The organism is Desulfonatronovibrio magnus, from assembly GCF_000934755.1.
GTDB lineage: Bacteria > Desulfobacterota > Desulfovibrionia > Desulfovibrionales > Desulfonatronovibrionaceae > Desulfonatronovibrio > Desulfonatronovibrio magnus.
Genome location: NZ_KN882181.1, coordinates 54,508 through 79,132, shown reverse-complemented (window position 1 = coordinate 79,132; position 24,625 = coordinate 54,508). Strand labels below are relative to the sequence as shown.

23 protein-coding genes are annotated in these 24,625 nt (G+C 44.8%); 17 read left to right on the top strand and 6 right to left on the bottom strand.

Annotated elements, in window-relative coordinates; translation table 11 throughout:
• Nucleotides 1–9 precede the first annotated feature (9 nt).
• The 9 genes from LZ23_RS19120 (at nucleotide 10) to LZ23_RS19080 (ending at nucleotide 7,230) form a co-directional block, all read left to right on the top strand.
• The gene (locus LZ23_RS19120) at nucleotides 10–672 is read left to right on the top strand and encodes an HAD family hydrolase (RefSeq protein WP_045216817.1); all 663 of its coding nucleotides are present in this window, start codon (nucleotides 10–12) and stop codon (nucleotides 670–672) included.
• Between the two features lie 37 nt (nucleotides 673–709).
• Entirely contained in the window at nucleotides 710–1,012 is a 303-nt protein-coding gene (locus tag LZ23_RS19115) for a YggT family protein (RefSeq protein ID WP_045216816.1), read from the top strand.
• A 75-nt stretch (nucleotides 1,013–1,087) separates the two neighbouring features.
• Nucleotides 1,088–1,588: a DivIVA domain-containing protein gene (locus LZ23_RS19110; RefSeq protein WP_045216814.1), complete on the top strand. Its 501-nt coding sequence runs from the start codon at nucleotides 1,088–1,090 to the stop codon at nucleotides 1,586–1,588.
• A 69-nt stretch (nucleotides 1,589–1,657) separates the two neighbouring features.
• Nucleotides 1,658–1,963 (top strand): DUF167 domain-containing protein, encoded by a 306-nt coding sequence (locus LZ23_RS19105; RefSeq protein WP_045216813.1) that lies wholly within the window; start codon nucleotides 1,658–1,660, stop codon nucleotides 1,961–1,963.
• 10 nt (nucleotides 1,964–1,973) lie between these two features.
• Nucleotides 1,974–2,204, top strand: a complete 231-nt coding sequence (locus LZ23_RS19100) for a DUF465 domain-containing protein (RefSeq protein WP_045216811.1) — start codon at nucleotides 1,974–1,976, stop codon at nucleotides 2,202–2,204.
• Between the two features lies 1 nt (nucleotide 2,205).
• Entirely contained in the window at nucleotides 2,206–3,894 is a 1,689-nt protein-coding gene (gene ilvB, locus LZ23_RS19095; protein WP_045216810.1) for a biosynthetic-type acetolactate synthase large subunit, read from the top strand.
• A gap of 10 nt (nucleotides 3,895–3,904) precedes the next feature.
• Complete coding sequence (gene ilvN / locus LZ23_RS19090) at nucleotides 3,905–4,387, top strand: acetolactate synthase small subunit (protein WP_045216808.1); 483 nt, start codon at nucleotides 3,905–3,907, stop codon at nucleotides 4,385–4,387.
• A 21-nt stretch (nucleotides 4,388–4,408) separates the two neighbouring features.
• Nucleotides 4,409–5,398: a ketol-acid reductoisomerase gene (ilvC, locus tag LZ23_RS19085; protein ID WP_045216807.1), complete on the top strand. Its 990-nt coding sequence runs from the start codon at nucleotides 4,409–4,411 to the stop codon at nucleotides 5,396–5,398.
• A gap of 65 nt (nucleotides 5,399–5,463) precedes the next feature.
• Entirely contained in the window at nucleotides 5,464–7,230 is a 1,767-nt protein-coding gene (locus tag LZ23_RS19080; RefSeq protein WP_045216805.1) for a GspE/PulE family protein, read from the top strand.
• On the opposite strand, the gene LZ23_RS19075 is transcribed toward LZ23_RS19080, so the two are convergent.
• The 3 genes from LZ23_RS19075 to LZ23_RS19065 form a co-directional block, all read right to left on the bottom strand.
• Entirely contained in the window at nucleotides 7,205–8,362 is a 1,158-nt protein-coding gene (locus LZ23_RS19075; RefSeq protein WP_052507529.1) for a PAS domain-containing sensor histidine kinase, read from the bottom strand. The genes LZ23_RS19080 and LZ23_RS19075 overlap by 26 nt on opposite strands.
• Nucleotides 8,355–8,993 carry a cobalamin B12-binding domain-containing protein gene (locus tag LZ23_RS19070; protein WP_045216804.1) on the bottom strand — a complete coding sequence of 213 codons (639 nt, stop codon included), beginning with the start codon at nucleotides 8,991–8,993 and terminating at the stop codon, nucleotides 8,355–8,357. Before LZ23_RS19070 ends, LZ23_RS19075 begins: the two co-directional genes overlap by 8 nt.
• Nucleotides 8,994–9,177: 184 nt before the next feature.
• The gene (locus tag LZ23_RS19065; protein WP_045216802.1) at nucleotides 9,178–10,053 is read right to left on the bottom strand and encodes a DMT family transporter; all 876 of its coding nucleotides are present in this window, start codon (nucleotides 10,051–10,053) and stop codon (nucleotides 9,178–9,180) included.
• A 108-nt stretch (nucleotides 10,054–10,161) separates the two neighbouring features.
• Between LZ23_RS19065 and LZ23_RS19060 the strand changes: the two genes are divergently transcribed.
• From LZ23_RS19060 to LZ23_RS19025, 8 genes are all read left to right on the top strand, one after another.
• Nucleotides 10,162–12,483 carry a cysteine synthase gene (locus LZ23_RS19060; RefSeq protein ID WP_045216801.1) on the top strand — a complete coding sequence of 774 codons (2,322 nt, stop codon included), beginning with the start codon at nucleotides 10,162–10,164 and terminating at the stop codon, nucleotides 12,481–12,483.
• A gap of 2 nt (nucleotides 12,484–12,485) precedes the next feature.
• A complete protein-coding gene (locus LZ23_RS19055; protein WP_045216799.1) occupies nucleotides 12,486–13,151 on the top strand; it encodes a metallophosphoesterase in 666 nt (221 codons plus the stop codon).
• Nucleotides 13,152–13,916, top strand: a complete 765-nt coding sequence (locus LZ23_RS19050; protein ID WP_045216797.1) for an exodeoxyribonuclease III — start codon at nucleotides 13,152–13,154, stop codon at nucleotides 13,914–13,916.
• A gap of 221 nt (nucleotides 13,917–14,137) precedes the next feature.
• The gene (locus tag LZ23_RS19045) at nucleotides 14,138–14,788 is read left to right on the top strand and encodes a succinate dehydrogenase/fumarate reductase transmembrane subunit (protein ID WP_045216796.1); all 651 of its coding nucleotides are present in this window, start codon (nucleotides 14,138–14,140) and stop codon (nucleotides 14,786–14,788) included.
• Nucleotides 14,789–14,803: 15 nt separating this feature from the next.
• On the top strand, nucleotides 14,804–16,633 hold the full coding sequence (locus tag LZ23_RS19040) for a fumarate reductase flavoprotein subunit (RefSeq protein ID WP_045216794.1): 1,830 nt from the start codon (nucleotides 14,804–14,806) through the stop codon (nucleotides 16,631–16,633).
• 2 nt (nucleotides 16,634–16,635) lie between these two features.
• Nucleotides 16,636–17,379 (top strand): fumarate reductase iron-sulfur subunit, encoded by a 744-nt coding sequence (locus LZ23_RS19035; protein WP_045216793.1) that lies wholly within the window; start codon nucleotides 16,636–16,638, stop codon nucleotides 17,377–17,379.
• Nucleotides 17,380–17,695: 316 nt separating this feature from the next.
• A complete protein-coding gene (locus LZ23_RS19030; RefSeq protein WP_045216791.1) occupies nucleotides 17,696–18,532 on the top strand; it encodes a fumarate hydratase in 837 nt (278 codons plus the stop codon).
• Entirely contained in the window at nucleotides 18,532–19,074 is a 543-nt protein-coding gene (locus tag LZ23_RS19025) for a Fe-S-containing hydro-lyase (protein WP_045216789.1), read from the top strand. The genes LZ23_RS19030 and LZ23_RS19025 overlap by 1 nt, the downstream gene beginning before the upstream one ends.
• Nucleotides 19,075–19,310: 236 nt before the next feature.
• Here LZ23_RS19025 and LZ23_RS19020 read toward each other — a convergent pair whose 3' ends face one another.
• The 3 genes from LZ23_RS19020 to LZ23_RS22965 all read right to left on the bottom strand — a co-directional run bounded on the left by LZ23_RS19020 (nucleotide 19,311) and on the right by LZ23_RS22965 (nucleotide 24,507).
• Nucleotides 19,311–19,718, bottom strand: a complete 408-nt coding sequence (locus tag LZ23_RS19020; protein ID WP_045216787.1) for a type II toxin-antitoxin system VapC family toxin — start codon at nucleotides 19,716–19,718, stop codon at nucleotides 19,311–19,313.
• Nucleotides 19,715–19,942 (bottom strand): AbrB/MazE/SpoVT family DNA-binding domain-containing protein, encoded by a 228-nt coding sequence (locus LZ23_RS19015; protein ID WP_045216786.1) that lies wholly within the window; start codon nucleotides 19,940–19,942, stop codon nucleotides 19,715–19,717. Before LZ23_RS19015 ends, LZ23_RS19020 begins: the two co-directional genes overlap by 4 nt.
• 638 nt (nucleotides 19,943–20,580) lie before the next feature.
• Nucleotides 20,581–24,507 carry a PAS domain S-box protein gene (locus LZ23_RS22965; RefSeq protein WP_269745199.1) on the bottom strand — a complete coding sequence of 1,309 codons (3,927 nt, stop codon included), beginning with the start codon at nucleotides 24,505–24,507 and terminating at the stop codon, nucleotides 20,581–20,583.
• Nucleotides 24,508–24,625 lie beyond the last annotated feature (118 nt).

The following is a 24,625-nucleotide window of genomic DNA, read 5'->3' as shown; positions in this document are numbered from 1 at the left end:
GAGGTGATTTTGTATAAATGCAATCCTTTTCTCAAGGATCATGGGCTGAAAAAAATTAAGGGAATTATTTTTGACTGTGATGGAGTTCTTTTTGACTCTAAAGATGTTAATATAATATTCTACAACGAAGTAAGGGCATATTTTGATCTGGGGCCCATGTCTGATGAGCAGATTGATTTTGTTCATATGCATTCAGTAGGAGAATCCTTTCGACATATTCTGCCTGCCGGATTTGAAAGTGAGCTTCCCAAAATTAGAGATAGACTGAATTATGCCAAGCTTTTACCATACATGCGCATGGAGGACGGGCTTGTGCAGCTGCTTCAGTTTATTGCTCAGCGAAAACTGCCCATGGCCATAAACACCAACCGAACAACCACAATGAACCTGCTTCTTTCCACGTTTGGACTCGAGCAGTTTTTTCATCCTGTGGTCACAGCAGATGACGTTAGTCGCCCCAAGCCGCATCCTGAGAGCCTGTTCAAGATTCTGCATTACTGGTCAGTGCTTCCTGAGCAGGTTGTATTTATCGGTGATTCCGTTGTTGACGAAGAGGCTGCCATGAGGGCGGATATTCCTTTCTGGGCTTATAAAAACCAGGAACTTAGTTCCAGAATGTTCATACCCAGTTTTTGGGCGTTGCGTGAATTTTTGAGTCGAAACCTTTCTTAGTTTCAACGGTTAAAGACTACACATCAAGGGAGGGAAAATGTTTGTCTTCGGTAATTTTTTTACTGCCATAGTGAGTGTTGCAGACACTCTGCTTACGCTATATTTCTGGATAGTGATCATATCTGCACTTCTGTCCTGGGTTCAGCCTGATCCCTACAATCCTATAGTCAGAATACTGCGCAACCTTACAGAACCTGTGTTTAACAGGGTGCGGTACTGGTTGCCTTTTACCAATCTGGGCGGCATAGATCTTTCTCCAGTAATTGTTCTGGTATCTATTCAATTTATCAAATTATTTGTTATCCAGAGTCTTTATCAGATGGCCAGAGGTTTTGGTTAATCACTTTACAACTGTGTCCCGGACCGCCCGGCTGAGACGCTTACGATTCCATCACGACCACAAAGGGAGGTTCTTATGGAGATATCCAAGATTGATATTCTCAACAAAAAATTCTCATCAACTCTTATTGGCTACAGTAAGCATGACGTAGAGATTTTTCTTCAGGATCTCGCGGACTATGTTGGTTTTTTGTCTGAGCATAATATGAATCTGGAAAAAAGCGTAAAAGTGCTTGAAGAAAAACTGGATGAGTATAAAAGTAGAGAGGAAATACTAAAGGACACGCTTCTAAGTACTCAAAAGATGACTGATGATATAAAATCCAATGCTCAGAAGCAGGGCAAGCTTATTATCAGGGAGTCACAGGCAAAGGCAGAAGATATTCTGCGTCACGCTCACAAACGGCTGGCTCAGATACATGAGGATATATCAGAGCTTAAGAAGCAGCGCGCTCACTTTGAGATCAAACTGAGATCTATGATTGAATCGCACCTTAAACTGCTTGATTCTCAGGATGAGGCAAATGACCGTTTGGAGGAAGCAGAATCCAAGCTCAAATTTTTGAGTAAAGCTTGAGAGTAATAGCTGTTAAAGTGGTTATTGCCCACTGGGGACAGAGCCCGAGAGGAACCATAAAAAATTTTTATGGATTTTTTGAAAAAAATAGATAATTTTCAATGGAGGCTTAAGGTCTGGGTTCAGCCAGGATCAAAAAAAGACGCTGTCACGGGCATTCATGATGGTTGTTTAAAGGTTAAACTGCAGGCGCCTCCAGTTGACGGCAAGGCCAACCAGTCGTTATGCAGATATCTTGCAAACCTGATACAGGTTCCGGCCAAAAATGTCAGTATTGTAAATGGCTTGAGCAGCAGACGCAAAACTTTACTTATCAAGGGAGTGGCCGAGAGTTCATGGGATTTGTTTTTTAAAAAATATAATCATTTCAACTAAGGAGGGCGTAATGGAGCAGTACGAGCTGGAATTGATTGCAAAGTATGGGGAGAAGGACGAAGAGTTGCAGAGTCTTTGGGATAATCACATTGCGTATGAAAAAATTCTTGAGAAGTATGAATCCAAACCTTATCTGACACCTTCAGAAGACCAGGAGGTCAAAGAGCTTAAGAAGAAAAAACTCGCAGGAAAAACAAAGATTCATGCCATCTTAGATAAATACAAAAAAATGGAGGGTTAAGATGGAGCTCACCGGGGCTCAGATATTACTGGAAAGCCTTAAAAGAGAAGATGTCAAGCACATCTTCGGTTTTCCTGGCGGAGCGGTTATTGATATTTACGATGAAATACCTAAATATCCTATACAACATTTTCTGGTCAGACATGAACAGGGGGCGGTGCACGCAGCTGACGGCTATGCCCGGTCTACAGGCAAGGTTGGTGTATGCTTAGTGACATCAGGTCCTGGCGCTACCAATACCGTTACAGGTATAGCCACTGCCTATATGGATTCCATACCTCTGGTCATTTTTACCGGGCAGGTTCCAACGCCGCTTATCGGCAATGATGCTTTTCAGGAAGTTGACATTGTCGGCATTACCAGACCATGTACCAAGCATAACTATCTGGTCAAGGACATTAATCAGCTGTCCAAAACCATTAAGGAGGCCTTTTATATCGCCTCCACCGGCAGGCCGGGGCCTGTTCTTATTGACCTGCCTAAAGATGTCATGCAGGCGAAAACTAAATATGAGTATCCAGATGCCATAAGCATCAGAAGCTACAACCCCACATATGCCCCAAATAGAAAGCAGGTCCGCAAGGCTGCCAGGATGATAGCCAAGGCAGAAAGGCCTCTGATCTATGCCGGAGGTGGAGTTATTTCTTCTCATGCCTCAGAGGTTTTGACCAGACTGTCGAGACGCTATCTTATTCCTGTTACAGCCACTCTGATGGGTTTAGGCTCATTTCCTGGAAATGATGATTTGTGGCTGGGAATGCTGGGTATGCATGGAACTTACGCAGCCAATATGGCTGTAAACAATTCTGATGTGTTAATCTCAGTTGGAGCCAGGTTTGATGACCGTGTTACAGGAAAAGTGAACACTTTTGCTCCAAGGGCCAAAATTATTCATGTAGATATTGACCCTACTTCCATTCGTAAAAATGTGTCTGTGCATATTCCTATTGTTTCAGATTGCCAGAACGCTTTGCAGGCCATGGAAGAAGAACTTGAAGAAATTGAAGGCATTGCATGGGAGCAAAAGCATGAGGAATGGCTCAAAACTACTAACGGATGGTCCAAAGAGCATCCTTTAAGATATGATAGTAAGGAAGGATTTATTAAGCCTCAGTTTGTTATGGAGAAAATATACGAACTGACCAGAGGTCAGGCTATAATTTCCACAGAGGTTGGTCAGAATCAGATGTGGGCTGCTCAGTTTTTCAAATATCATAACCCCAGAACCCTGCTTACTTCAGGCGGACTGGGAACCATGGGTTACGGGCTGCCTGCCGCTATTGGGGCTCAGGTTGCCCATCCTGACAAACTGGTTATTGACATTGCAGGTGATGGCTCCATTCAGATGAATATTCAGGAGATGGCCACTGCCATGAGTTATAAATTGCCTGTTAAAGTAGTAATTCTCAATAATGGATATCTTGGCATGGTCAGGCAGTGGCAGGAACTGTTTTATGATAAAAATTATTGTGCGACCTGCCTGCACCTTAATCCTGATTTTGTTAAACTGGCACAGGCTTTTGGGGCTGAAGGCTATTTGATTGAAAAAAATGAAGACGTGGTTCCTGTACTTAAGCAGGCCTTTGCTTCTCCTTTGCCCTGCATAGTTGACGTTCGGGTCGAGCCTGAGGAAAATGTTTATCCAATGGTTCCAGCAGGGGCCTCACTAACTGAAATGCTTTTGGTTTAGGAGGCAGTCAATGAGACATGTATTATCAGTACTTGTAGAAAATGAACCCGGGGTCCTGTCCAGAGTTGCCGGTTTGTTCAGTGGCAGAGGATTTAATATTGACACTCTGAATGTTGGGCCAACCCTTGAAAAAGGGGTGTCCCTCATGACTATAACCACCTTTGGTGATGAACAGATAATTGAACAGATTGTCAAGCAGTTGCGCAAAGTAGTAACTGTTATTAAAGTTGTTGATCTGACCGATCTTAAATCAGTTGAAAGGGAAATGGTCCTTATAAAAGTTAATGCCGAGGACTCCAAAAGAGCGGAGATACTCAGAGTGGCTGATATCTTCAGGTGCAAAGTTGTTGACGTCAGCACTGACGAACTGACCATTGAAGTTACTGGAGATCAGGGCAAAATCAAAGCCATTGTTAATTTGCTGCAGCGTTTCGGAATTAAGGAGTTTGCCAGAACAGGAACTGTGGCCATGCGTAGAAGTATGCAGTTTTAGTTTTAAAGATAAGGAGAAAAGATGAAAGTATACTATGAAAATGATGCTGATCTGTCCATTCTCAAGGACAAGACCATAGCAATAATTGGATATGGGAGCCAGGGGCATGCCCATGCTCAGAATCTAAGGGACTCCGGGCTTAATGTCATTGTTGGACAAAGACCCGGAGGAGATAACTGGAAACAGGCCAGAAATGACGGCTTTCATCCTGAGTCTGCCTCTGATGCGGCCATGAAAGCGGATATGATTCAGATTCTTGTGCAGGATCAATATCAGCCTCAAGTTTATGAACAAGAAGTGTTGCCCAACCTGACTGCTGGTAAAGTTCTTGTTTTCAGTCATGGTTTTAATATTCATTTCAGCCAGATAGTACCTCCGGCAGATGTGGATGTAGTAATGGTTGCTCCCAAGGGACCTGGTCATCTTGTTAGAAGGGAGTATGCTCAGGGTGGTGCAGTACCAGCTCTTGTAGCAGTACATCAGGACCATTCCGGCAAGGCTATGGAGTATGCTCTGGCTTATGCCAAGGGAATCGGATCCACAAGATCAGGAGTGATTGAAACCACTTTTGAGGAAGAGACTGAAACCGATCTTTTTGGTGAACAGGCAGTTTTGTGTGGCGGCGTGAGTGAACTCATCCGTTCCGGTTTTGAAACCCTGGTAGAAGCCGGATATCAGCCTGAGGTGGCATACTTTGAATGCATGCATGAACTTAAACTGATTGTCGATCTTCTATATGAAGGCGGATTATCTAAAATGCACTACTCCATAAGCGACACAGCTGAGTACGGAGACTATACCAGAGGCAAAAGGGTAGTTTCTCCAAAAGTCAAACAGGAAATGAAGAAAATTCTGGATGAGATTCAGGATGGAACGTTTGCCAGGGAATGGATACTTGAAAACAAAGCTGGGGCTCCCGGTTTCAAGGCATTACGCAGGCAGGCTCATAAACACCAGATTGAAGAGGTGGGAGCAAATCTTCGTAGTATGATGGCCTGGCTTAACAAATAGTACTTAACACAAGAATTAAAGCCCCGTTATACTCGGGGCTTTTTTCATATACTGTCAGAAAATATATGACTGCCCTTCCGGTAAAGGAACAAAAAAAGCCTGCCAACAGGTATTCATACCTCATGGAGAAAGGCCTGTTAAGTAAAGTCGATCTTGACAAGGCCTTGACTGCAGCCAAGACAAGAGGGGTAACTGTTGACGAGGCGCTTCTGGATATTTTCAAGATTAATAAAAGCGATCTTGGGAAATCCTTAGAAAAATTTTATGATACTAAGTTTGTACCCTTTGATAATGACTATGAGCCTCCATTTGACCTTTTTGAAAAGAAAAATCTTGATCCGGATTTTTTAAAAAAGTTTGGCTGGGTTCCGCTAAAAAGGGAAGGAAACAATATTGTTGTTCTGGTCAGCAATCCTTTTGATCTGGGTCGTTTAGATGAAATAAGGTTTATCTTCGGAACCAGTCGCATTGTCCCCCATGTATCTCTTTCCAAGGATATTGAATCCTTTATTGATTATTTTTATAATCAGCTGAATTCTGACAGCAGTATGGCTTCTCTTGCTGATGATCTTGATCTGGATGATGATCAGGATGATGATGTCATAGAAGACGGTGAAATAACGGAGCATGACAGTGAGGTTGTACGGCTTGTTAATGCCCTTATGGTTGAGGCCTGGCGGAAAAATGCTTCAGATATTCATATAGAGCCCAATGTAAGGGCAAGATACTGTATGATTCGGCTGCGTATTGACGGAACCTGTCATGAGTTTAGAAAAATGCGCCTTGCCCTGGCACGTCCACTTGTTTCTCGTATAAAAATTATGTCCCATTTGGATATTGCTGAAAGGCGTCTGCCTCAGGACGGGAAAGTCAAAATAAAATTATCTGAGATCAATCGTCTTCTAGAGTTCAGAATAGCCACCATACCCACCATGGAGGGCCAGGAAGATGTTGTCATGCGTCTTCTTGCTTCGGGCAAACCCATGCCTTTGGAAAAACTCGGCCTGACACAGGAAAATCAGACCAATTTTGAACGTCTTATTCATAAACCTTACGGACTGATTCTTGTTGTAGGCCCAACCGGATCAGGAAAAACCACCACACTGCATTCTGCTGTGAGTTATATTAATACTCCTGAACGAAAAATATGGACAGCTGAGGATCCTGTGGAAATAAGTCAGGATGGTTTGCGCCAGGTCCAGGTTAATCCAAAAATCGGCCTGACCTTTGCCTCCATCCTGCGCTCTTTTCTCAGGGCTGACCCTGATATCATCATGATTGGTGAAATGAGAGACAGAGAAACAGCTCACATCGGGGTGGAAGCATCTCTGACAGGGCATGTGGTATTCAGCACCCTGCACACCAATACCGCCCCTGAAACAGTAACCCGCCTTCTGGATATGGAACTGGACCCATTCAATTTTGCTGATTCCTTGTTGGGTGTTCTCGGCCAGAGGCTGGTTAAAACTCTTTGCCCCAAGTGCAAGGAAGCCTACTCACCTTCCAGCAAAGAGATGCAGGAACTTGCCCTTGAGTATGGTCAGGGCTTTGAAGAACAGGTTGGAAAGATTTTTGATAAGGAACCTGTCCTTCATAAAGCCAAGGGCTGCAGGCAATGCATTGGCGGTTATAAGGGACGTATCGGCATTCATGAGCTTATGGTCAATACAGAAGGGATAAAGAAGATGATAAAATACAAAAAGCCCACAGAAGAAATAAGGGATATGGCCCTGTCAGAAGGTATGCTTTCTTTAAAGCAGGATGGTCTGATCAAATTATTGCGGGGGATAACAGATATTACTCAGGTCAGGGCTGCTGCGGGTTCCGGGTAGTTTTGCTGTGTTTTAAGGGGATTGAAAATGAAAAAACCGAGCCTTCTCCCACCTTACTGTCCACCCATATCTTGCCAGAATGCCCGAGAATGATTTTATGCACTATGGCCAGCCCAAGCCCTGTACTTTTTTCGCCTGCAGGAACCTGAACGCTTGTTCGTGAGAAAGGCTTGTATAGCTTGTCTAAATCTTCCCTGGGAATTCCAGGACCTTCATCCTTTACCGAAACAGTAACATGATCATCACTTAAAAAAGCGCTAACATAGACCCTGGTCCCAGGCTGAGAAAATTTTATTGCATTGGATAAAAGATTGTGCATAACCTGTTCAATCTTCATGGCATCAAGCTTTATTTCAGGGAATGCTTCATAGTGATGAAACTGAATCTTTATGCCCTTTTTGTCAGCCAGTACTCTGTTCAGTTCAACGCAGGTCTTTATCAGGTTAAGCAGATCTGTTGGCTGTATGTCCAAATCCAGCTTGCCAGCCTCAATTCTTGCAATATCCAGAAGCTGGTCAAGCAGTGAAAGCATGAAACGGCTGGAAGTGTTAATGACGCTTATAAATTTAAGGTGTTCCGAAGTAAGGTTTGAAGCTGCCTCTTCCAGCAGAAATTCACTTAAATTCTGAATAGCTCCTATGGGATTGCGCAGGTCATGTGCTGCCATGCCCAGAAAGTGATTTTTCAGATCATTCAGCTTGACCAGTTCGGCGTTTTTCTTATGCAATTCCCTGTTGAGATTGCTGAATTCATTATTGAGGCTCATAAGGTTTTTGCGCAGACTTTCCACCTCAACATGATTGAGTTCACCTATGGCGAGTATATTTTCATCGTGTTGGAGAAATTTGAAATAAAAGGTCTGGGGCAGGCCTGACGACGAGGTTACATTCAGCATATGAGCATCATCATTCTGGTCAATCAAGTCACTTAGTGCAATTGAATTGGAGAAATCCACCAGAAAGTCAGTGATATTTTTACCCAGTATATCGTGATTGATAATTTCTCTGGCATATCTGTTGGCTTCAATAATTGTACCCTTTGAATCCATCAGAATCAAAATGACGGAGGCATCCTGGTACAGGTAGCGGCTCAGAGAATGGCTGCAGGTCTTAATGGCTTTGAAGTCAGTCATTTTTCACCAGCATTTTTTCGAGGTCATTAATTGTAGGGACATAACGCACATTTTTGAATTTGCTTCCAATATCCTGCCCACCCCAGCGAAAGGCCTGACCTCCAACTATAACTTTAAGTTCAGGGTAAACCTCTTTGATCTTGCCTATTACATCATGTAAAGACTGCATATTGAAATATATGCTCAGGGATAAGGCCAGCATGTCAGGCTGCTTGTCTTTGACCATTTCCATAAGTTCATTTAACGGAGTATTGGCACCAAGAAAATAGCCATCCCACCCGTTCAGCTCAAATATATCCGCCACCATTTTCCCGCCAATCTGGTGATATTCATTGGCAATGCAGGAGATGACAGCCTTTTTTCCTTTATGATCAGCTGAAAATATTTTGGGGTAGGTCAGAGATAAAAGACCTTCAGTGATGGAGGTAGCCATATGTTCTGTTGCTACAGAAATCTTGTTAGTTTCCCAGAGATGACCCACGTGGTAGAGAGAACTTTGAAAGAGATGAATGTAGAGATCATAAATGGATATATCCTTATCCAGCAGATCCTTGACAAGCTCAAAGCAGTACTGCCTGTCTCCTTTGAGCAGAGCTTGAATATAATCATCGTAAAGTTCTTTATTTATCATGATTTTGTGGTTGTAAGCAGGGTTTACGAGGAAGTGCTGCCTGTCTTAAAACATTGTGAATTAAATCATTACATTATATTTGCAGATAAAAATCAAGCTTTATTAGCAATATTTTTGTATCTGTTTAGCCCTCTGTTCCCTTAAAACAGTACTGTTACATATTTTTTAAATCTTAATTATGCCATCACCTGGCCCGGTTCTGGATAATAAGCCCGGCCATGATCAGCACCAGCCCCACTATGGTGGAAATCCTGATGGTCTCACCCACAAAAAAATAGATAAAGATCAGAGACAGAAAAGGGGAGAGATAGATGAGATTGCTGACCTGGGCCGTGGTTCTGGAAAACCGCAAAGCCATGAGCCAGAAAACAAAAGTAATGCCCATTTCAAAAACACCCACATAAATAGCACCGTACAGGCCTCGGATATCTGTAAAGGCAAAGGTAGTTACAAAGGGCAGAAAAATGGAAATATAAATCAGCCCGGCCAGAAAGTTCAAAAACAGTTTAAGCACAGGGTCAAGGGTGTCTTTGGTGTTGTAAATCCAGTACAGGGCCCAGATAATGGTGCTCCCAAGGGCCAGACCAACTCCGAGAGGGTTGGAAAATTCAAGGCCCAGAATATTGCCTCTGGTGGAAATGATTAGAGTACCTGAATAACTGATAACTATGGCCAGAATCTGGGTTCTGGTAATTTTTTGTTTAAGCAGGGGAATGGACAACAGGGCCAGAGTGATGCCCCATGTATAATTTAAAGGCTGGGCCTCCTGGGCCGGAAGCAGATCGTAAGCCTTGAACAGAACAAGATAATACAGAAAAGGGTTGAGAAAACCCAGCATAAGGGAAGATTTTATATTGTCCCTGGATATCAGCTTCCAGAATCCTGGTCCGAAAAAGTAGATGCACAGCATGCCCAGCACCAGTGTTGAAGTCAGGCAGGAGTAGAACAGGAGCTGAATATGATCCAGATAGCGCAGGGAAATCTTAAAGGCCGAGGCTACTGTGGACCAGATGCCCACAGTGAGCAGGGCGTACATGTATGCTTTTTTCTGGTCGGGCATTTTTGATAAAACTTGAAACTCCCTTGTTTTTTACTTGAAAATATAAGCGTCTGGATTTATCTAAACCGTTTGTCTTTATTATTCAATAATTTTTATCCTGGCACAACAATGAATAATCTCCTTTCCCTCATTGGCAGCACCCCTCTGGTAGAAATCAGAAATATTTCCGTCAATCCCAGGGTCAGCATCATGGCCAAGTTAGAAATGAAGAATCCTGGAGGATCGGTTAAGGACCGGGTTGCTCTGGCCATGATTGAGCGCGCTGAGAAGTCCGGTGAGCTAACTAAGGGTAAAACCGTCATTGAAGCCACTTCCGGCAATACCGGAATTGGACTGGCCATGGTCTGTGCTGTCAAGGGATATCCCATAAAGCTGATCATGTCTGCAGCAGCTTCAGAGGAAAGAAAGAAAATAATGCGGGCTTATGGTGCTGAGATTGTTCTCACTCCCGGTCATTTGAGCACAGACGGGGCCATTGAAGAGGCATACCGTATGGCCAGGGAAGAACCGGATAAGTACGTGCTCATGGATCAGTTCAACAATCCAGCCAGCATTGAAGCCCACTATCAGACAACCGGCCCGGAGATCTGGGAGCAAACTGAAGGTCAGGTGACTCACATTACTGCCTGTCTGGGAACTACCGGAACCATAATGGGCATTACCCGCAGGATGCGCGAGTTAGCCCCTCATGTGCGCTGCATTGGAATTGAGCCTTATCCGGGGCACAAGATTCAGGGCCTGAAAAACATGCAGGAATCTTACCCTCCAGGCATTTATGATAAAAAATTTTTAGATGTAGTGGCTAACGTAAATGATGAAGATGCCTTTGCCATGTGTCGGGAACTGGCCCGCAAGGAAGGGCTTTTTGTGGGCATGAGTTCCGGAGCGGCCATGGCAGGGAGCCTCAAGCTTGCACGGGAAATGGAATCCGGCCTCATAGTGACTATTTTTCCTGACAGCGGGGAAAGATATCTGAGCACTCCTCTTTTCAAAATGCCTGAACAGGACGGAATCAAGTTTTTTGATCTAAAGACCAGAAAAAAGGTGTCCTTTCAGGCAGCATCAGGCAGGCCTGTACTGTTCACCATCGGCCCCAGGACCAGCTTTACAGATGACCCTGACTTCTGGAGAAGGGCGGTCTTTCTGGACACAGCCTGCAGATATCTGATTCATAAGGGGCTCAAACCTGTGCCTTTGGCTGCAGTGGCTGATTTTGACGATACAACCCTGGAAGCGGTCAGGGCAGGGCAGTCAACACTCAAAGACTTCAAGCATACTGTTATTTCTGAGCTTGAGGCTATTTCCAGGGATATTAACCTTTGTTCCGGTTTTCAGTTTGTTCCGGCTTCAGACAAGCTTGAACAGGGCCAGGAACTCTGCTCAAAGCTGCTTTCCAGAGGCCTGGCCTATGAAAAGCTCAGATCTGTGTATTTTGATGTTGGCCGGGACCAGGAATACGGCAAGTTAGCCGGGATTGATCCTGCAACAATTATTTCCGGCAAGACCGTTGATCTTGAGGATTATGTCAAGGACAGTCCCAGGGATTTTACCCTGTACAAGAGAGCCAGTCTTAAGGATCTCAAGGAGGACAATGTTCTGAAAACCAGATGGGGCAATGTCCGGCCTTCGTGGTATCTTCAGATGGCTGCTTCCCTTGATCATGACCGGCTGGACCTTGTACTGGCAGGCGAAACTCATTTTTTCCCCCATTTAGACAACCTGAGAAGTATCTGGAAAGGGGCCAGGGCATTGATTCCGCAATGCTGGGCTGTAGCTCAGAGCGTGCGCGGCGAAGCTGATGGCCTTGACCTGCCTGGAATTAAAACCATGGCTGCTGAAGCTGGTTATTCTGCCTTGCGTGTCTGGCTGCTTTCAGGATCTTATCATAAAACCCTTTCCTATTCAGAAAAAAATCTGGCCATGTGGGTTAAAAACTGGCATAGGATTCAGGATTTATGCGCTACACTTATTGTGGAAAAATTTCCGACCACTGATATTTCTAAGGATAATGTAAACGCATTGTGCAAAGAACTGGAACAGAATCTTTTCAAATCTGTTGAAGACGACCTGTCTGTTTATAAGTTCTGGCCTGATCTTTTTTCTTTTTGCAAAAAAGTACGCAACCTTGTTGAAGAAGGTAAAATTGGTAAGGATCAGGCCAGTGAAAGTCTGACAGTCCTGAAAAAAATGGACTCCATTCTGGGCATTCTGGATTGGAATAATATGCCCTTGGCAGAGGCTGAATACCCTCGAGAGCTTAAAGATTTGCTTGTACAGAGAAACAAGGCCAGAGACGAGAAAGACTACGCTTCAGCTGACAAACTCAGACAAACCATGATCAAAATGGGGTACAGGATAGAAGATACCCATGGCGGGATAAGGGTTTATAAGATTTTAAACTTTTCTCTTCATACTTACAGGAGTTTTTGAAAATGGCGGAGAAATTCTGGATAGCTTTTGGAGATGTGCATGAGAATTTGCGCAATATCCACAAAGTTAAAGATATCAGAGAAGCAGCGGGCGTTCTTGTATCCGGAGATTTGACCAATGTGGGCAACAGGTCCAGAGCCGGTTCCATTATTGATGAAATCAAGGCCTTTAATTCTAATGTGTATGCCCAAATCGGCAACATGGATACTAAGGAAGTGGAAAAGTATCTGAACGAGACAGGAGCCAACATCCATAAAAAGCTGGTTGCTCTGTCAGAAGACGTACATGTGCTGGGGCTTGGATATTCAACTCCCACCCCTTTTTCCACACCTTCTGAAGTCAGTGAGGAACAGGTCAAGTCCTGGTTAGACAGTATTCTTAAGCAGGCCATGGAAGTCAGGCATTTGATTTTCATTACTCACACCCCCCCACAAAACACAAAAGCGGATCGTCTTGGTGCCGGGGCCAATGTGGGCAGTCCGGCAGTCCGGGCGTTTATTGAAAAGGTTCAGCCCGAGGTCTGTGTGACCGGGCATATTCATGAAGCCAGGTCTGTTGATCATGTGGGCAGGACCATTGTTATCAATCCGGGAACTTTTGGATCAGGCGGATATGTGCGCATAACCTTTGACGGCACAAAGCTGGATGCTGAGCTGCGAGCAGTATAAATGATTATTCATTCATGGAATGTAAACGGGTTTCGTGCGGTAGTGGGCAAAGGCTTCTGGGACTGGTTTCAGCAGGCTGACTCTGATGTGGTCTGCCTGCAGGAAATTAAAGCCCTTCCAGAGCAGATTGCTGAAAAAGACAGAACTATATCCGGATATGATGCCTTCTGGAATCCTGCAACAGTAAAAAAAGGATATTCCGGTGTGGCCTCATTCTACAGAGTTGCACCCCTTTCTGTCTCCAAAAGCCTGCCTGATGAGCGTTATCATGGCGAGGGCAGGGTAATTCTAATGGAGTATGAAAAGTTTTATCTCTTCAATATTTACTTTCCCAATGGCCAGATGAGTGATGAGCGCCTGCAGTTCAAGCTTGATTTTTATGACTGCTTTCTGGACTACGCTCAGGAGCTTAGAAAAAACAAGCCCATTGTAGTCTGCGGAGATCTCAACACCGCTCACAAGGAGATTGACCTGAAAAACCCCAAGGCCAATGAAGACAGGTCTGGTTTTCTGCCCATAGAAAGGCAGTGGGTGGATAAGTTTGTGGAGCACGGATTTATTGATACCTTTCGAATGTTTAATCAGGAACCTGATCAGTATACCTGGTGGACATACAGGTTTGGGGCAAGGTCAAGGAATGCGGGCTGGCGTATCGACTATTTTTTTGTGTCTGAGGAGTTAAGGAATAATGTGGTCAGGTCATGGATAGAGCCCCAGGTCATGGGCTCAGACCATTGTCCCATTGGCTTGGAACTTAAAGTATAAAGCCATTGTATCTATTCACCACATTTGCTATAAGACTATTAATATACCCTGGATTCCGGCTTTCGCCGGAATGACGAAAATGGGCAACTAGTTGCTCTAACCGTCACCCCGGTCCCGGATCGAGTCCGGGATGACGGATCCGGGGTCCAGGTCTTCTTATTCGATCTTGCTGAACCGTTACAAGGCATTGATCTTTTTTTTTCAATATAACAGGAGGAAGTATGCGTATTGACAGTACAGTGTATGTGCCCGCCGTATCAAGGCAGGCCGCTTATCTGGACTGGCTGCAGATGCTGACAGGTATATGCCTGATATCATTCATGTATCTGCATGCCCTTTTTGTGGCCAGTATTATCTTTGGAACCGGGGTTTTTAATGCTCTGGCCAATTTCTTTGAGGATTACTATCTGGCCCAGGTGGGCGGTCCATTGATTGCTCTGATCTTTCTGACCCACTTTGCTCTGGCTGCCAGAAAGATTCCTTTCCGGGCCGAGCAGCAGAAAAAAGTCTGGTTTCAAAGCAAAATGCTGGCCCATCGTGATACCTGGCTATGGATGGTGCAGGTGCTTTCAGCCATGATTATTCTTATCATGGGAGCTATCCATATGTGGGTGGTTCTGACTGACCTGCCTATTACTGCTGATAAAAGTGCCGCAAGAATTCAAAGCGGATTCTGGCTGACGTTTTACCTCATTCTGCTGCCCATGGTGGAACTGCATGTGGGTATCGGGTGGTATCGTCTTGGCGTAAAATGGGGCTTTATCAAGAGTGAGGCCAGAAAAAAGGTAAAGAAATTTGAATATTATTTTACCGGCTTTTTCATTCTTCTCGGTCTGGTGACTCTAATTCGTTTTCTGTTTGTAAAAATATAAATCTGGAGCGCATTCATGCAGATAATTTATACTGATTTTCTATCCATAGGCTCTGGACTGGCAGGGGAAAGGGTGGCCATTGAAGCGGCCCAGGCCGGTTTTGAAGCCATTTGTTTAAGTCTTGTTCCTCCAAGGCGTTCTCATTCATCTGCTGCCCAGGGCGGCATGCAGGCATCCCTTGGCAACTGCATCAAGGGCGAAGGGGACTGTCCTGATGTTCACTTTCTGGATACTGTTAAGGGTTCAGACTGGGGATGCGATCAGGAAGTAGCCAGAATGTTTGTGGATACCGCACCCCTGGCCATCCGGCAGATGGCTTACTGGGGCGTGCCCTGGAACAGGGTCGTGGCTGGAAAGTCCTTTTATTTCAAGGGCGGCGAAAAGCTGGAAAAGGAAGAGAAAAAAGAATGTGAAGGTCTGATTACAGCCAGGGATTTCGGCGGAACCGCCAAGTGGAGGGCCTGCTATTGTTCTGACGGTGCTGGCCATGCCATGCTCTATACACTGGACAATGTGGCCATTCAGAGCGGAGTCAAGGCCCATGACCGGGTTGAGGCCTTGAGTCTTATCCATGACGGTGAGAGATGTATGGGTGCTGTTGTTCGCTGCCTGAAAACAGGGGAACTCAGGGCCTATCTGGCCAAGGCCACCCTGATTGCAACCGGCGGATTTGGCCGTATCTACAGGGCTTCCACCAATGCCATTATCAATGAAGGCGGGGGGCTGATTATTGCCTTAGATACCGGCGTTGTACCCCTTGGCAATATGGAAGCTGTGCAGTTTCACCCAACCGGCATAGTGCCTACAGATATTCTGGTTACTGAGGGCTGCCGGGGAGACGGCGGAACTCTGCTTGATGTCAATCAGGAAAGATTCATGCACGTTTACGAACCGGAAAAGGCCGAGCTTGCCTCCAGAGATGTTGTTTCCAGACGCATGACTGAGCATATCCGCAAGGGGCTCGGTGTAAAAAGCCCTTATGGCGAGCATTTATGGTTAGATATCAGGCATCTCGGTGAAAAACACATTACCACCAAGCTGCGTGAAGTATATGAAATATGCAAAAATTTTCTGGGAATTGATCCCATCACTCAGCTTATACCTGTTCGTCCCACCCAGCACTACAGTATGGGCGGTGTAAGAACTAATAAAGACGGCGCTGCATATGGACTGCAAGGGCTTTTTTCTGCTGGTGAAGCCTGCTGCTGGGATATGCACGGGTTCAACCGTCTGGGCGGCAATTCCCTGGCTGAGACTGTTGTGGCCGGAATGATAGTAGGAGGTAAGGTGGTTGAGTTTCTTAAAGGTTATGAAACCAGTTTTGACACCTCAGCAATCAGCTCTGCAGTGAAGAAACAGCAGGAAAAAATAGACAATCTTATCTCCGGGGACGGCACTGAACAGGTCTATGCTGTCCGGGATGCCATGCAGGATGTGCTTATGGACTATGTGGGCATCTTCCGCAATGAAAAAGATTTGACCCTGGCTGTGGACAAGCTCAAAGAGATCCACGAACGGGCCAATAATATCAAGCTGCAGTCCAATGGCCTGGGTGCCAATCCTGAAATGGCCCTGGCTCTGCGTTTGCCCGGAATGGTCAGGCTGGCCCTTTGTGTTGCATACGGCGCTTTAGAGCGTAAAGAAAGCAGGGGATCACATGCCAGAGAAGATTATCCTGAAAGAAATGACCGGGACTGGCTGGTAAGAACCCTGGCCTACTGGAAAGAAGGCAGTGAACTGCCCGAGCTTAAGTATGAGCCGGCAACACAGGTTGTGGAGCTCCCTCCGGGAGACCGCGGATATGGCGGAGGAAAGATCATCAGCGCTGAAACCAGAGAGGCATAATCATGGCAAGAAAACTGACATTCAGTATATTCAGATATAACCCGGCTGACCCTGACTCCAAGCCGGAAATGAAGAAGTATTATCTTACGGAAACCGAAAATCTCAACCTGTTTGTGGCATTGAACAAAATCCGCGAAGAACAGGATCCATCCATTCAGTTTGATTTCTGCTGCAGGGCAGGTATTTGCGGGGCCTGCGCCATGGTCATTAATGGCAGACCAGGACTGGCCTGCCATACCAAGGTCAAAGATCTGCCTGACCAGATTAGCCTGATGCCTCTGCCTGGCTTTAAGCTGGTGGGTGATCTGTCAGTGGATACAGGCACCTGGTTCAGGTCCATGAATCAAAAGATTGAATCCTGGGTGCATACTGATAAGAAGTTTGATCCTGAAGCTGAAGAAGAGCGCATGGACAATGACCTGGCTGAAAAAATATATGAACTGGACAGGTGCATAGAGTGCGGGTGCTGCATTGGAGCCTGCGCCACAGCCCAGATGCGTGAGGATTTCCTGGGAGCTGTGGCATTGAACCGCATATCCAGATTCATCATTGACCCCAGGGACAAACGTCAGGAAAAGGATTATTTTGAAGTGGTGGGCACTGATCAGGGCATATTTGGCTGCATGGGCCTTCTTGGATGTGAAGATGTATGTCCCAAGGATATTCCTCTGCAGGATCAGCTGGCATTTGTCCGCAGAAAAATGGGATTTTACGCTCTGAAAAAAATTATTCCCTGGAAAAATTAGACAGGAAAAAATAGTTTAGCTTTGAATGTGGCATGAGGACTGGCTCTTCAGGGACCCACTTGCCTCAAAAATGAGACGTTTAAAATATAGTTTGATGCTCAAGTGGGGCTCGGAGTGCCTGTCCCCTGCTTTCCTAACACTACAGCGATACTTTGCGTTAATTATTACTTAGGCCACCGGGGACAGGCACTTTTGCCGACCTAAAACCGTTAAAAGGCCATACTATCCGGCGGCAAAAGAGCCAGTCCCCTTACATCTTTAAATAAAGTGTCGCTGTTGTGTTAAAAAGGTCTAAACTATTACGACAGGAAAAAATATGCGAATCATTGAAACAAAAGAGATAATAGAAGTTGTAGCCGCAACCGTTGTTGAGGCCAATATCAAGGCTCCGGACGATGTGCTTGAGACTTTCAACAAGGCTTACGCTGAAGAATCCAGTCCAGCAGGCAAAGAAATCCTTGGCCAGCTTCTGGAAAACGTAAAGCTGGCCGGTGAAACCGGACTGCCTTTATGTCAGGATACAGGTCTGGCTGTATTTTTTGTTGAACTGGGCACGGAATGCAAAGTGCAGGGCGATCTTTATGCAGCCATAAATGAGGGGGTGCGGCAGGGTTATGAAAAGGGATTCCTGCGTAAATCCTGCTGTCATCCACTGACCAGAAAAAACACTGGAGACAATACTCCGGCAATAATTCACTTAGACCTGGTGCCTGGAGATAAACTCAAGTTCAAGTTCATGGCCAAAGGCGGAGGCAGTGAAAACATGTCTCGGGCCACTATGCTTACTCCGGCTCAGGGCTGGGAAGGGATAAAGAAGTTTGTGGTCAACAGGGTGGCTGAAGCCGGTCCCAATCCATGCCCGCCTACAATAGTGGGAGTAGGCATTGGAGGCACTTTTGACCATGCCCCCATTCTGGCCAAAAAAGCCCTTTTCCGGCCTTTGAATCAAAAAAACTCTGATCCGGAAATTGCTGCCATGGAAGATGAACTGTTTGCCGCCATAAATAAGCTGGGCATCGGTCCCATGGGTATGGGCGGAAATACTACAACACTGGGAGTAAAGATAGAAATGGCTCCATGTCATATTGCAAGTCTGCCCCTGGCCGTAAATATCCAGTGTCACAGCGCAAGGGTTAAGGAGGTAATAATCTGATGTCTCAGACTGTAAAACTGACCACACCCCTTAAGGACGAGGATATCCTGAAGCTCAAGACCGGGGACAAGGTTCTGCTTTCAGGAAAGATCTATACAGCAAGAGATGCAGCCCATAAAAGGCTGCTTGCTGATCTTGAGGCTGGAAAAGATTCTCCTTTTGAGCTCAAGGGCTCAGTAATATATTATGTTGGCCCTTCTCCTGCTCCTCCGGGAAGGCCCATTGGCTCAGCCGGTCCAACCACCAGTTACCGCATGGATACCTACGCCCCGACTCTGCATTCCATGGGGGTCAAAGCCAGTATCGGCAAGGGTAAAAGGGGTGATGCGGTCAAAGATGCCCTGAAGGAACATAAAGGGGTCTATTTTGGAGCAACAGGCGGGGCAGGGGCATTGCTTTCCCAGAGAATTGTCTCTGCCAGGGTTCTGGCGTATGAGGACCTGGGGCCGGAAGCCATCCGCGAACTGGAAGTAAAGGATTTTCCCTTGCTGGTGGTCAACGACTCGTTTGGGGGCGAGCTGTACGCCAAACTAAATGTTTAATGGTTATTGACTGAAACAAGAAACCAGAATTATGATATAAAAAAGCCCGCTGGCATGATGCCAGCGGGCTTTTTTGTCTTTTTCGTAACTGTTCTGCACCGCTACATGACTATTAAAATAACCTGGATTCCGGCTTTCGCCGGAGTGACGAAAAAGGGCAACTGTCTGATTTAACCGTCACCCCGGACTTGATCCGTGGTCAATATCTTCATGTTCGTACAGACTGTTAAAAATAATCACTCTGGACAGATTGTCCTGACTGCAGGAAAATATGTTCCATACCTGCCTCTGTCTCTGGTTATTAAGTCCAGGTCGAGTACAGCAGCCTGAGCGCCAATATAAAAATCGGGAAGAGGAGATTTTCTGGAGCCCTTTCTTTTTTTGTATTGCAGGTAAGCTTTGCCAGCCAGGAACAGGGCTTCTCTGGGAATTTCCAGCATTCGGAATCCGCCTTTATTAAGGGCTGATTCCAGCTCCTCAATTTTTTTAAATCCTATTGACACTTCTGAATAAATGACAGAGTTAATATAAAGATTTGTTTGCCCGCCATATCTGGTTAGAGTAGATTCAGACCAGTCAGCCCAGTTAGGGTCATCAAGAAAAATGTCCAGAATGATATTTGAGTCAACAAGAATCCCCTTCATCCATCTGACCTTGTAAGGGACATTATTTCATCAGTTGTCATTTTGACAGTGGCAATACCTCTCAGCTTTGAAAATTTTGGGGTGGGAGTTTTTATTGTCTGCTGCTTGACTAAGAAAACTCGGTCGCCTTCTTCAACAAAATTAACCTCTGATGCAGAGGTTATGCCCAGTTTTTCGCGAATTTGATGGGGAATAGTGACTTGGTCTTCGGTGGTAACCCGCATTGTGCTCCTCCAGCATGGAATTTTTATAATTGTTCAGCATAATTGTCAGCCTCTGTCCAATCTGGTTTTCTTTTATTGCAAACTTCCGGCGTGAGCCCGTAAGCCAAAATCATTAATTTTTCCTGTAGCCGTTACGTGGTGTTTCAGCCATGATTTTGGCTAACCGGCTCAAGGCCGGTCAAACAAGCAACAATGCAAAAAGCCAAACAGTAAAGAGACTTTATCCAGTGAAAAAACTATGCTGAAAAGTTACGATTTTTTTAAGTATAGGTAATGCCAGCAAGATATTCTGTCAATTTCAAGGCTTTGTTATAGAAGCATCAAAGCACTTTTTGTCATTCCAGCGAAACTTATCCTGGGCTGAATCCAGGAATCGAATCAAGGATTCTATAACAAGAATTGCCACGCTCGCCCCAGTTGAATGGCTGCGCCTCAACTGCGTGTATTCAACGAGTTAAAAATACTCGCTCGCAATGACACCTGATCTGTCAGGAAAGTAGTTGCTCAAAACCTGTCACCCACGAGGGAGATTATGCGATCGAAGCAATTTGAATGACAAAACCACAATACTTTAACATTATTATAAACACGCTTCAATTATTTTTAAAGCTAAACTATTAGTAAAATGCAATACTCAATCACAAAGCCTGCAGGATTTTCAGGGCCTTTGAAAAATCCAGGTTGTTCAAGGCGTTGCCGATTTCCTGAACTTCCTGCATATTTTCAGGAGTAGTGAATTCTTTCCTGTTTACTTCAAAGTACTTTCTGGCTCTAAAATTGCTGGACTGCACAAGGGTCTTAAGTTCTTGCAGATATTTTTGAGCCTGTTCATGATCTATTGGCTGGTCTTGATTGACAATTGTCTTTTCCAATTCAACCTTATTACTCTGGACAACAGATCTTGCTGCGTTCACTGCAGGTAAGAGTTCTTTTGTTAAAGTATCAAGCAGACTTTCCAAATTTTCCATCTTATTATCTGCAAGGGCGTTTTCCAGATTTTGGGCAGCTGAAGTAAGTTCTTCAGCTTCCAGAGTAGCAGCCATGCCTTTGAGTGTGTGCACCACGATGCCTGCTTCTTTGTATTTTTCTGCCTGGAAAAGTTCTTTCATCTGTTCAGAAGTATTTTCATAATCACGGACAAAATTCGCCAGCATCCTGATGAGCAGGTCAGTTTTGTCATTTGTGCGTTTAAGCGCTGATTGAATGTTAAGAGGGGGAACCATGGATGGCAATGAAATCTGGTCTTGACTGCCTGATTTTTGAGTTTGCCATTGACCAGAACACTCCATACTTAGTTGATTATAATCATCCACGCCAAGGTGCTTGAACAGCATACGGTAAAACTTTTGCGGATCAATAGGCTTGGTCAGATGATCATCCATACCCGCTGCCAGGCTTCTTTCCCTGTCTTCAGCCATGGCATGGGAGGTCATGGCAATGATGGGCGTTCTGGATTTGCCTTTTTCATTTTCAAAGCTTCTAATTTTTCTGGTTGCTTCAATGCCATTCATTTCAGGCATCTGAATGTCCATAAGAATAAGGTCAAAATCTTCAGCCAGTGCCAGCTTGACACCTTGTGCTCCGTCAATTGCTTCAGTGACTTGAGCGCCCACATCCTTGATAAATTCTCTGGCCAGTTCACGGTTTGAGGCATTATCTTCAACCAGAAGAACTTTGTTCCTTTTAAGACAATCATTAAACTTAGGCACAGAAACAGAATTTTCCAGTTGGGCATTGTCAGGAGCCGTTTCAAGTTGAACTTGAAAAGTGAAAATGCTCCCTTTGCCTGGAGTTGAATGAACCTCAATGCGGCCTTTCATCATTTCAACCAGCTGCTTAGAGATGGCCAGACCCAGTCCAGTACCTCCGTATTTACGAGTAAAAGATGCATCAGCCTGTGTAAAAGCTTCGAAAAGATGCTCTGTTTTCTCCTGTTCCATGCCTATGCCGGTGTCTGCAACAGAAAACTCAAGAAATACTTGATTTCCAGGCTCTGAATTTTCTTGCTCATTGTTGAGAGCTTTAACAAGAACTCTGACCTCTCCCTGAGCAGTAAATTTTATGGCATTATTGGTCAGATTGAGCAAAATTTGAAGAAGGCGGGTTCGGTCTCCGTAATACTTTTCCGGTATTCCAGCTTCAATATTACGATATAGAGCCAGCCCCTTGTCACGAGCTTTGTGACCTACAATATCAATCAGGCTGTCCATTAACTGATGGATGCTGAACACAGAGTGTTCCAATTCCAGTTTTCCTGCTTCGATTTTGGAAAAATCAAGGATGTCGTTCAGTATTCCCAGCAACGAGCTTGCTGAAGTATCAATTTTATCCAGATAGTTAAGAATGTTTTCATCAGGGTTGGCTCTCCTGGCCAGATGTATCATGCCGGTGATGGCATTCATAGGTGTTCTAATTTCATGGCTCATATTGGCCAGAAACTCACTTTTAGCCATGCTGGCGGCTTCTGCCTGCTGCCTGGCCCAGAGCATCTCTTCTTCAATCTCCACCTTGACAAGGGCATCAGAAAGTATGTTGCCAAGGATGTTGAGCATTTCATGTTCTTCATGAGTGATGTTGCAGGCAGACTTTACCCAGTCAAAGCCAAGGTAACCAATGAGAGCCTCATTCTCGATTAAAGGTGCGCACAGGACTGTCCTGACATCCTGCTCCAGCAAAACCTTTTTATCTGGAATATCAGGGAGCAGCTCTACATCAGGAATAAACATGGTTTCCCGATTATGCACCTTTTCTCCAAGCATGGGTGTGTTGGTCAAGGGAAAATCCTGAAGTACTTCCATAGCAGGTGCTATTCCTGGAGCGCACCATTCATGGGTGTTGGTGAGAAACTTTTCGTCTTTTGAAAACTTGAACAGATAAGCCCGGTCAACACCGAGAAATTCTCCGCAGACAGCCAGCATGAAATCGATTTTTTCATCTATGTTATCACGATTAGAATTTATGAAACTGCTGGAGACTCTGGCTATGACTTTTTGTCGGGCACTTTGATATTTTAAGGATTTTTCCATTTCCTTAAGTTGGGTAATGTCAAAGACTGCCCCAATGAGCCCCATGACTTTGCCTGCATTGTCAAAAAGGGCTGCTTTCTGAAAGATGACGCTCATTTCCTGGCCCTGTGCATTTTTGACCTTTGATTCATACCTTTGGACTGAATCAGGGTTATCAAAAACTTCCAGATCTTTTTGGTGATATTGTCTGGCAAGCTCTGCAGGGCTTATGTCAAAAACGTTTTTGCCGATCAAATCTTCAGAAGATTTTCCGAAGAACTCTTCAAATGCCTTGTTAAAACCAAGGTATCGTCCTGATATATCTTTGTAGAAAACAGGAATAGGTATTGAGTTCAGAAGAGAATTGAGGAAGGCTCTGTTTTCCCGAATGTTCTGTTCAGCTTTTTTACGCTCTGTTATGTTGGTAAATACTGTGGCAAATTGATTTTCAGCAATTTTAAAAGCGTTGATAAAATAGTGCTTTCCCTGGTCAGCATAGTAATATTCAAGGCTGCTGGGTGTACCTGTTAACACTACATTTCCGTAAATATCCATCAATTCTGATTTATCAATGCCTGGCAAGACCTGGGAAGCATGTTTCCCTATGACAGACTCGGACTTTATACCGGTATGCGTTTCAAAAGCTGGATTTGTGTTGAGAAAAATAAAGTCAACAGGCTTGCCATCATTGTTCAGCACAATTTCATGAATGGCTACTCCAGACACAGCATGCTCAAACAGCTTTCTGAACCTGGCTTGACTTTCAGTCAGATCTCTGGCTTTGCGGGCAAACTTACCTTCCAGAATAATGCTTTTTCTGCGCATTATCAGCGCATAAAAAAGGAGCAGAAGAATTAAGCTTGTGCCGACATAAAGAGGAATAACCCATCCAGGCATGACCTCAACTATCTCAGACCTCATCCAGCGCTGGGTCATTCTGCGCATTTCTTCTTCACTTATTTTTGACAGAGCCTGATTAACCTGTTTTAAAAGTTTTTCATCGCCTTTTAAAACACCGGCTTGCAATTGGCGCGTATAAAGAGGAGTCAGAGGACGAAAATAAGCTGGAGAGGCGTGGCGATCAATAAGATAAAGGGCTACTGGATAATCCGCAGCAAAAGCTTCGATTTCGCCCTTTACTGCTGCCATGATCATAAGTTCATTATTCAGATATTTCTCAAACTGAAGAAAAGGATAGTTTTCAGCAAGGTAGCTATGTTCAAAGCTGCCCCGGGTAACGCCTATCCTGGTGTTGTCAAGATCCTGTATTTCCAGAGCAAGGGAGCTTGACTTAACAAAAAGGACAGCATTTAAAGGCAGGATGTCTTTAGAAAAATCAAAAAAAAGGCTTCTTTCTTCTGAATAAAAAAGACCGCCATGAACTTCAGCACGGCCGTCCCTGACCTGTATTATGGTTTCGGGCCAGTCCGTGAGTAAAAAGCGTACAGGCCGATTCATTTTTCTGCCGATTTCTTCCCAAAGATCAATGAGCAGGCCTGCTGGTTCACCCTGGTTGTTAATAAAAGAAAATGGGGGCCAGGCATGGTCATGCGAAACTATAAGGGGTGGCTTGTGGTCCTGAAGTTCCTGGGCAAAGGCCAGGCTTTGCTTGCACTGCCATGAAGAGTTGTTTTCTTTTAATGAAAAAAGAAGAACAAAGGGTGTGAGCAGAAAAAAA

Coding starts and splice junctions, on each gene's coding strand:
- LZ23_RS19115 (WP_045216816.1), top strand. CDS start 710: ATGTTTGTCTTCGGTAATTTTTTTACTGCCATAGTGAGTGTTGCAGAC.
- LZ23_RS19110 (WP_045216814.1), top strand. CDS start 1,088: ATGGAGATATCCAAGATTGATATTCTCAACAAAAAATTCTCATCAACT.
- LZ23_RS19105 (WP_045216813.1), top strand. CDS start 1,658: ATGGATTTTTTGAAAAAAATAGATAATTTTCAATGGAGGCTTAAGGTC.
- LZ23_RS19100 (WP_045216811.1), top strand. CDS start 1,974: ATGGAGCAGTACGAGCTGGAATTGATTGCAAAGTATGGGGAGAAGGAC.
- ilvB (WP_045216810.1), top strand. CDS start 2,206: ATGGAGCTCACCGGGGCTCAGATATTACTGGAAAGCCTTAAAAGAGAA.
- ilvN (WP_045216808.1), top strand. CDS start 3,905: ATGAGACATGTATTATCAGTACTTGTAGAAAATGAACCCGGGGTCCTG.
- ilvC (WP_045216807.1), top strand. CDS start 4,409: ATGAAAGTATACTATGAAAATGATGCTGATCTGTCCATTCTCAAGGAC.
- LZ23_RS19080 (WP_045216805.1), top strand. CDS start 5,464: ATGACTGCCCTTCCGGTAAAGGAACAAAAAAAGCCTGCCAACAGGTAT.
- LZ23_RS19075 (WP_052507529.1), bottom strand. CDS start 8,362: ATGACTGACTTCAAAGCCATTAAGACCTGCAGCCATTCTCTGAGCCGC.
- LZ23_RS19070 (WP_045216804.1), bottom strand. CDS start 8,993: ATGATAAATAAAGAACTTTACGATGATTATATTCAAGCTCTGCTCAAA.
- LZ23_RS19065 (WP_045216802.1), bottom strand. CDS start 10,053: ATGCCCGACCAGAAAAAAGCATACATGTACGCCCTGCTCACTGTGGGC.
- LZ23_RS19060 (WP_045216801.1), top strand. CDS start 10,162: ATGAATAATCTCCTTTCCCTCATTGGCAGCACCCCTCTGGTAGAAATC.
- LZ23_RS19055 (WP_045216799.1), top strand. CDS start 12,486: ATGGCGGAGAAATTCTGGATAGCTTTTGGAGATGTGCATGAGAATTTG.
- LZ23_RS19050 (WP_045216797.1), top strand. CDS start 13,152: ATGATTATTCATTCATGGAATGTAAACGGGTTTCGTGCGGTAGTGGGC.
- LZ23_RS19045 (WP_045216796.1), top strand. CDS start 14,138: ATGCGTATTGACAGTACAGTGTATGTGCCCGCCGTATCAAGGCAGGCC.
- LZ23_RS19040 (WP_045216794.1), top strand. CDS start 14,804: ATGCAGATAATTTATACTGATTTTCTATCCATAGGCTCTGGACTGGCA.
- LZ23_RS19035 (WP_045216793.1), top strand. CDS start 16,636: ATGGCAAGAAAACTGACATTCAGTATATTCAGATATAACCCGGCTGAC.
- LZ23_RS19030 (WP_045216791.1), top strand. CDS start 17,696: ATGCGAATCATTGAAACAAAAGAGATAATAGAAGTTGTAGCCGCAACC.
- LZ23_RS19025 (WP_045216789.1), top strand. CDS start 18,532: ATGTCTCAGACTGTAAAACTGACCACACCCCTTAAGGACGAGGATATC.
- LZ23_RS19020 (WP_045216787.1), bottom strand. CDS start 19,718: ATGAAGGGGATTCTTGTTGACTCAAATATCATTCTGGACATTTTTCTT.
- LZ23_RS19015 (WP_045216786.1), bottom strand. CDS start 19,942: ATGCGGGTTACCACCGAAGACCAAGTCACTATTCCCCATCAAATTCGC.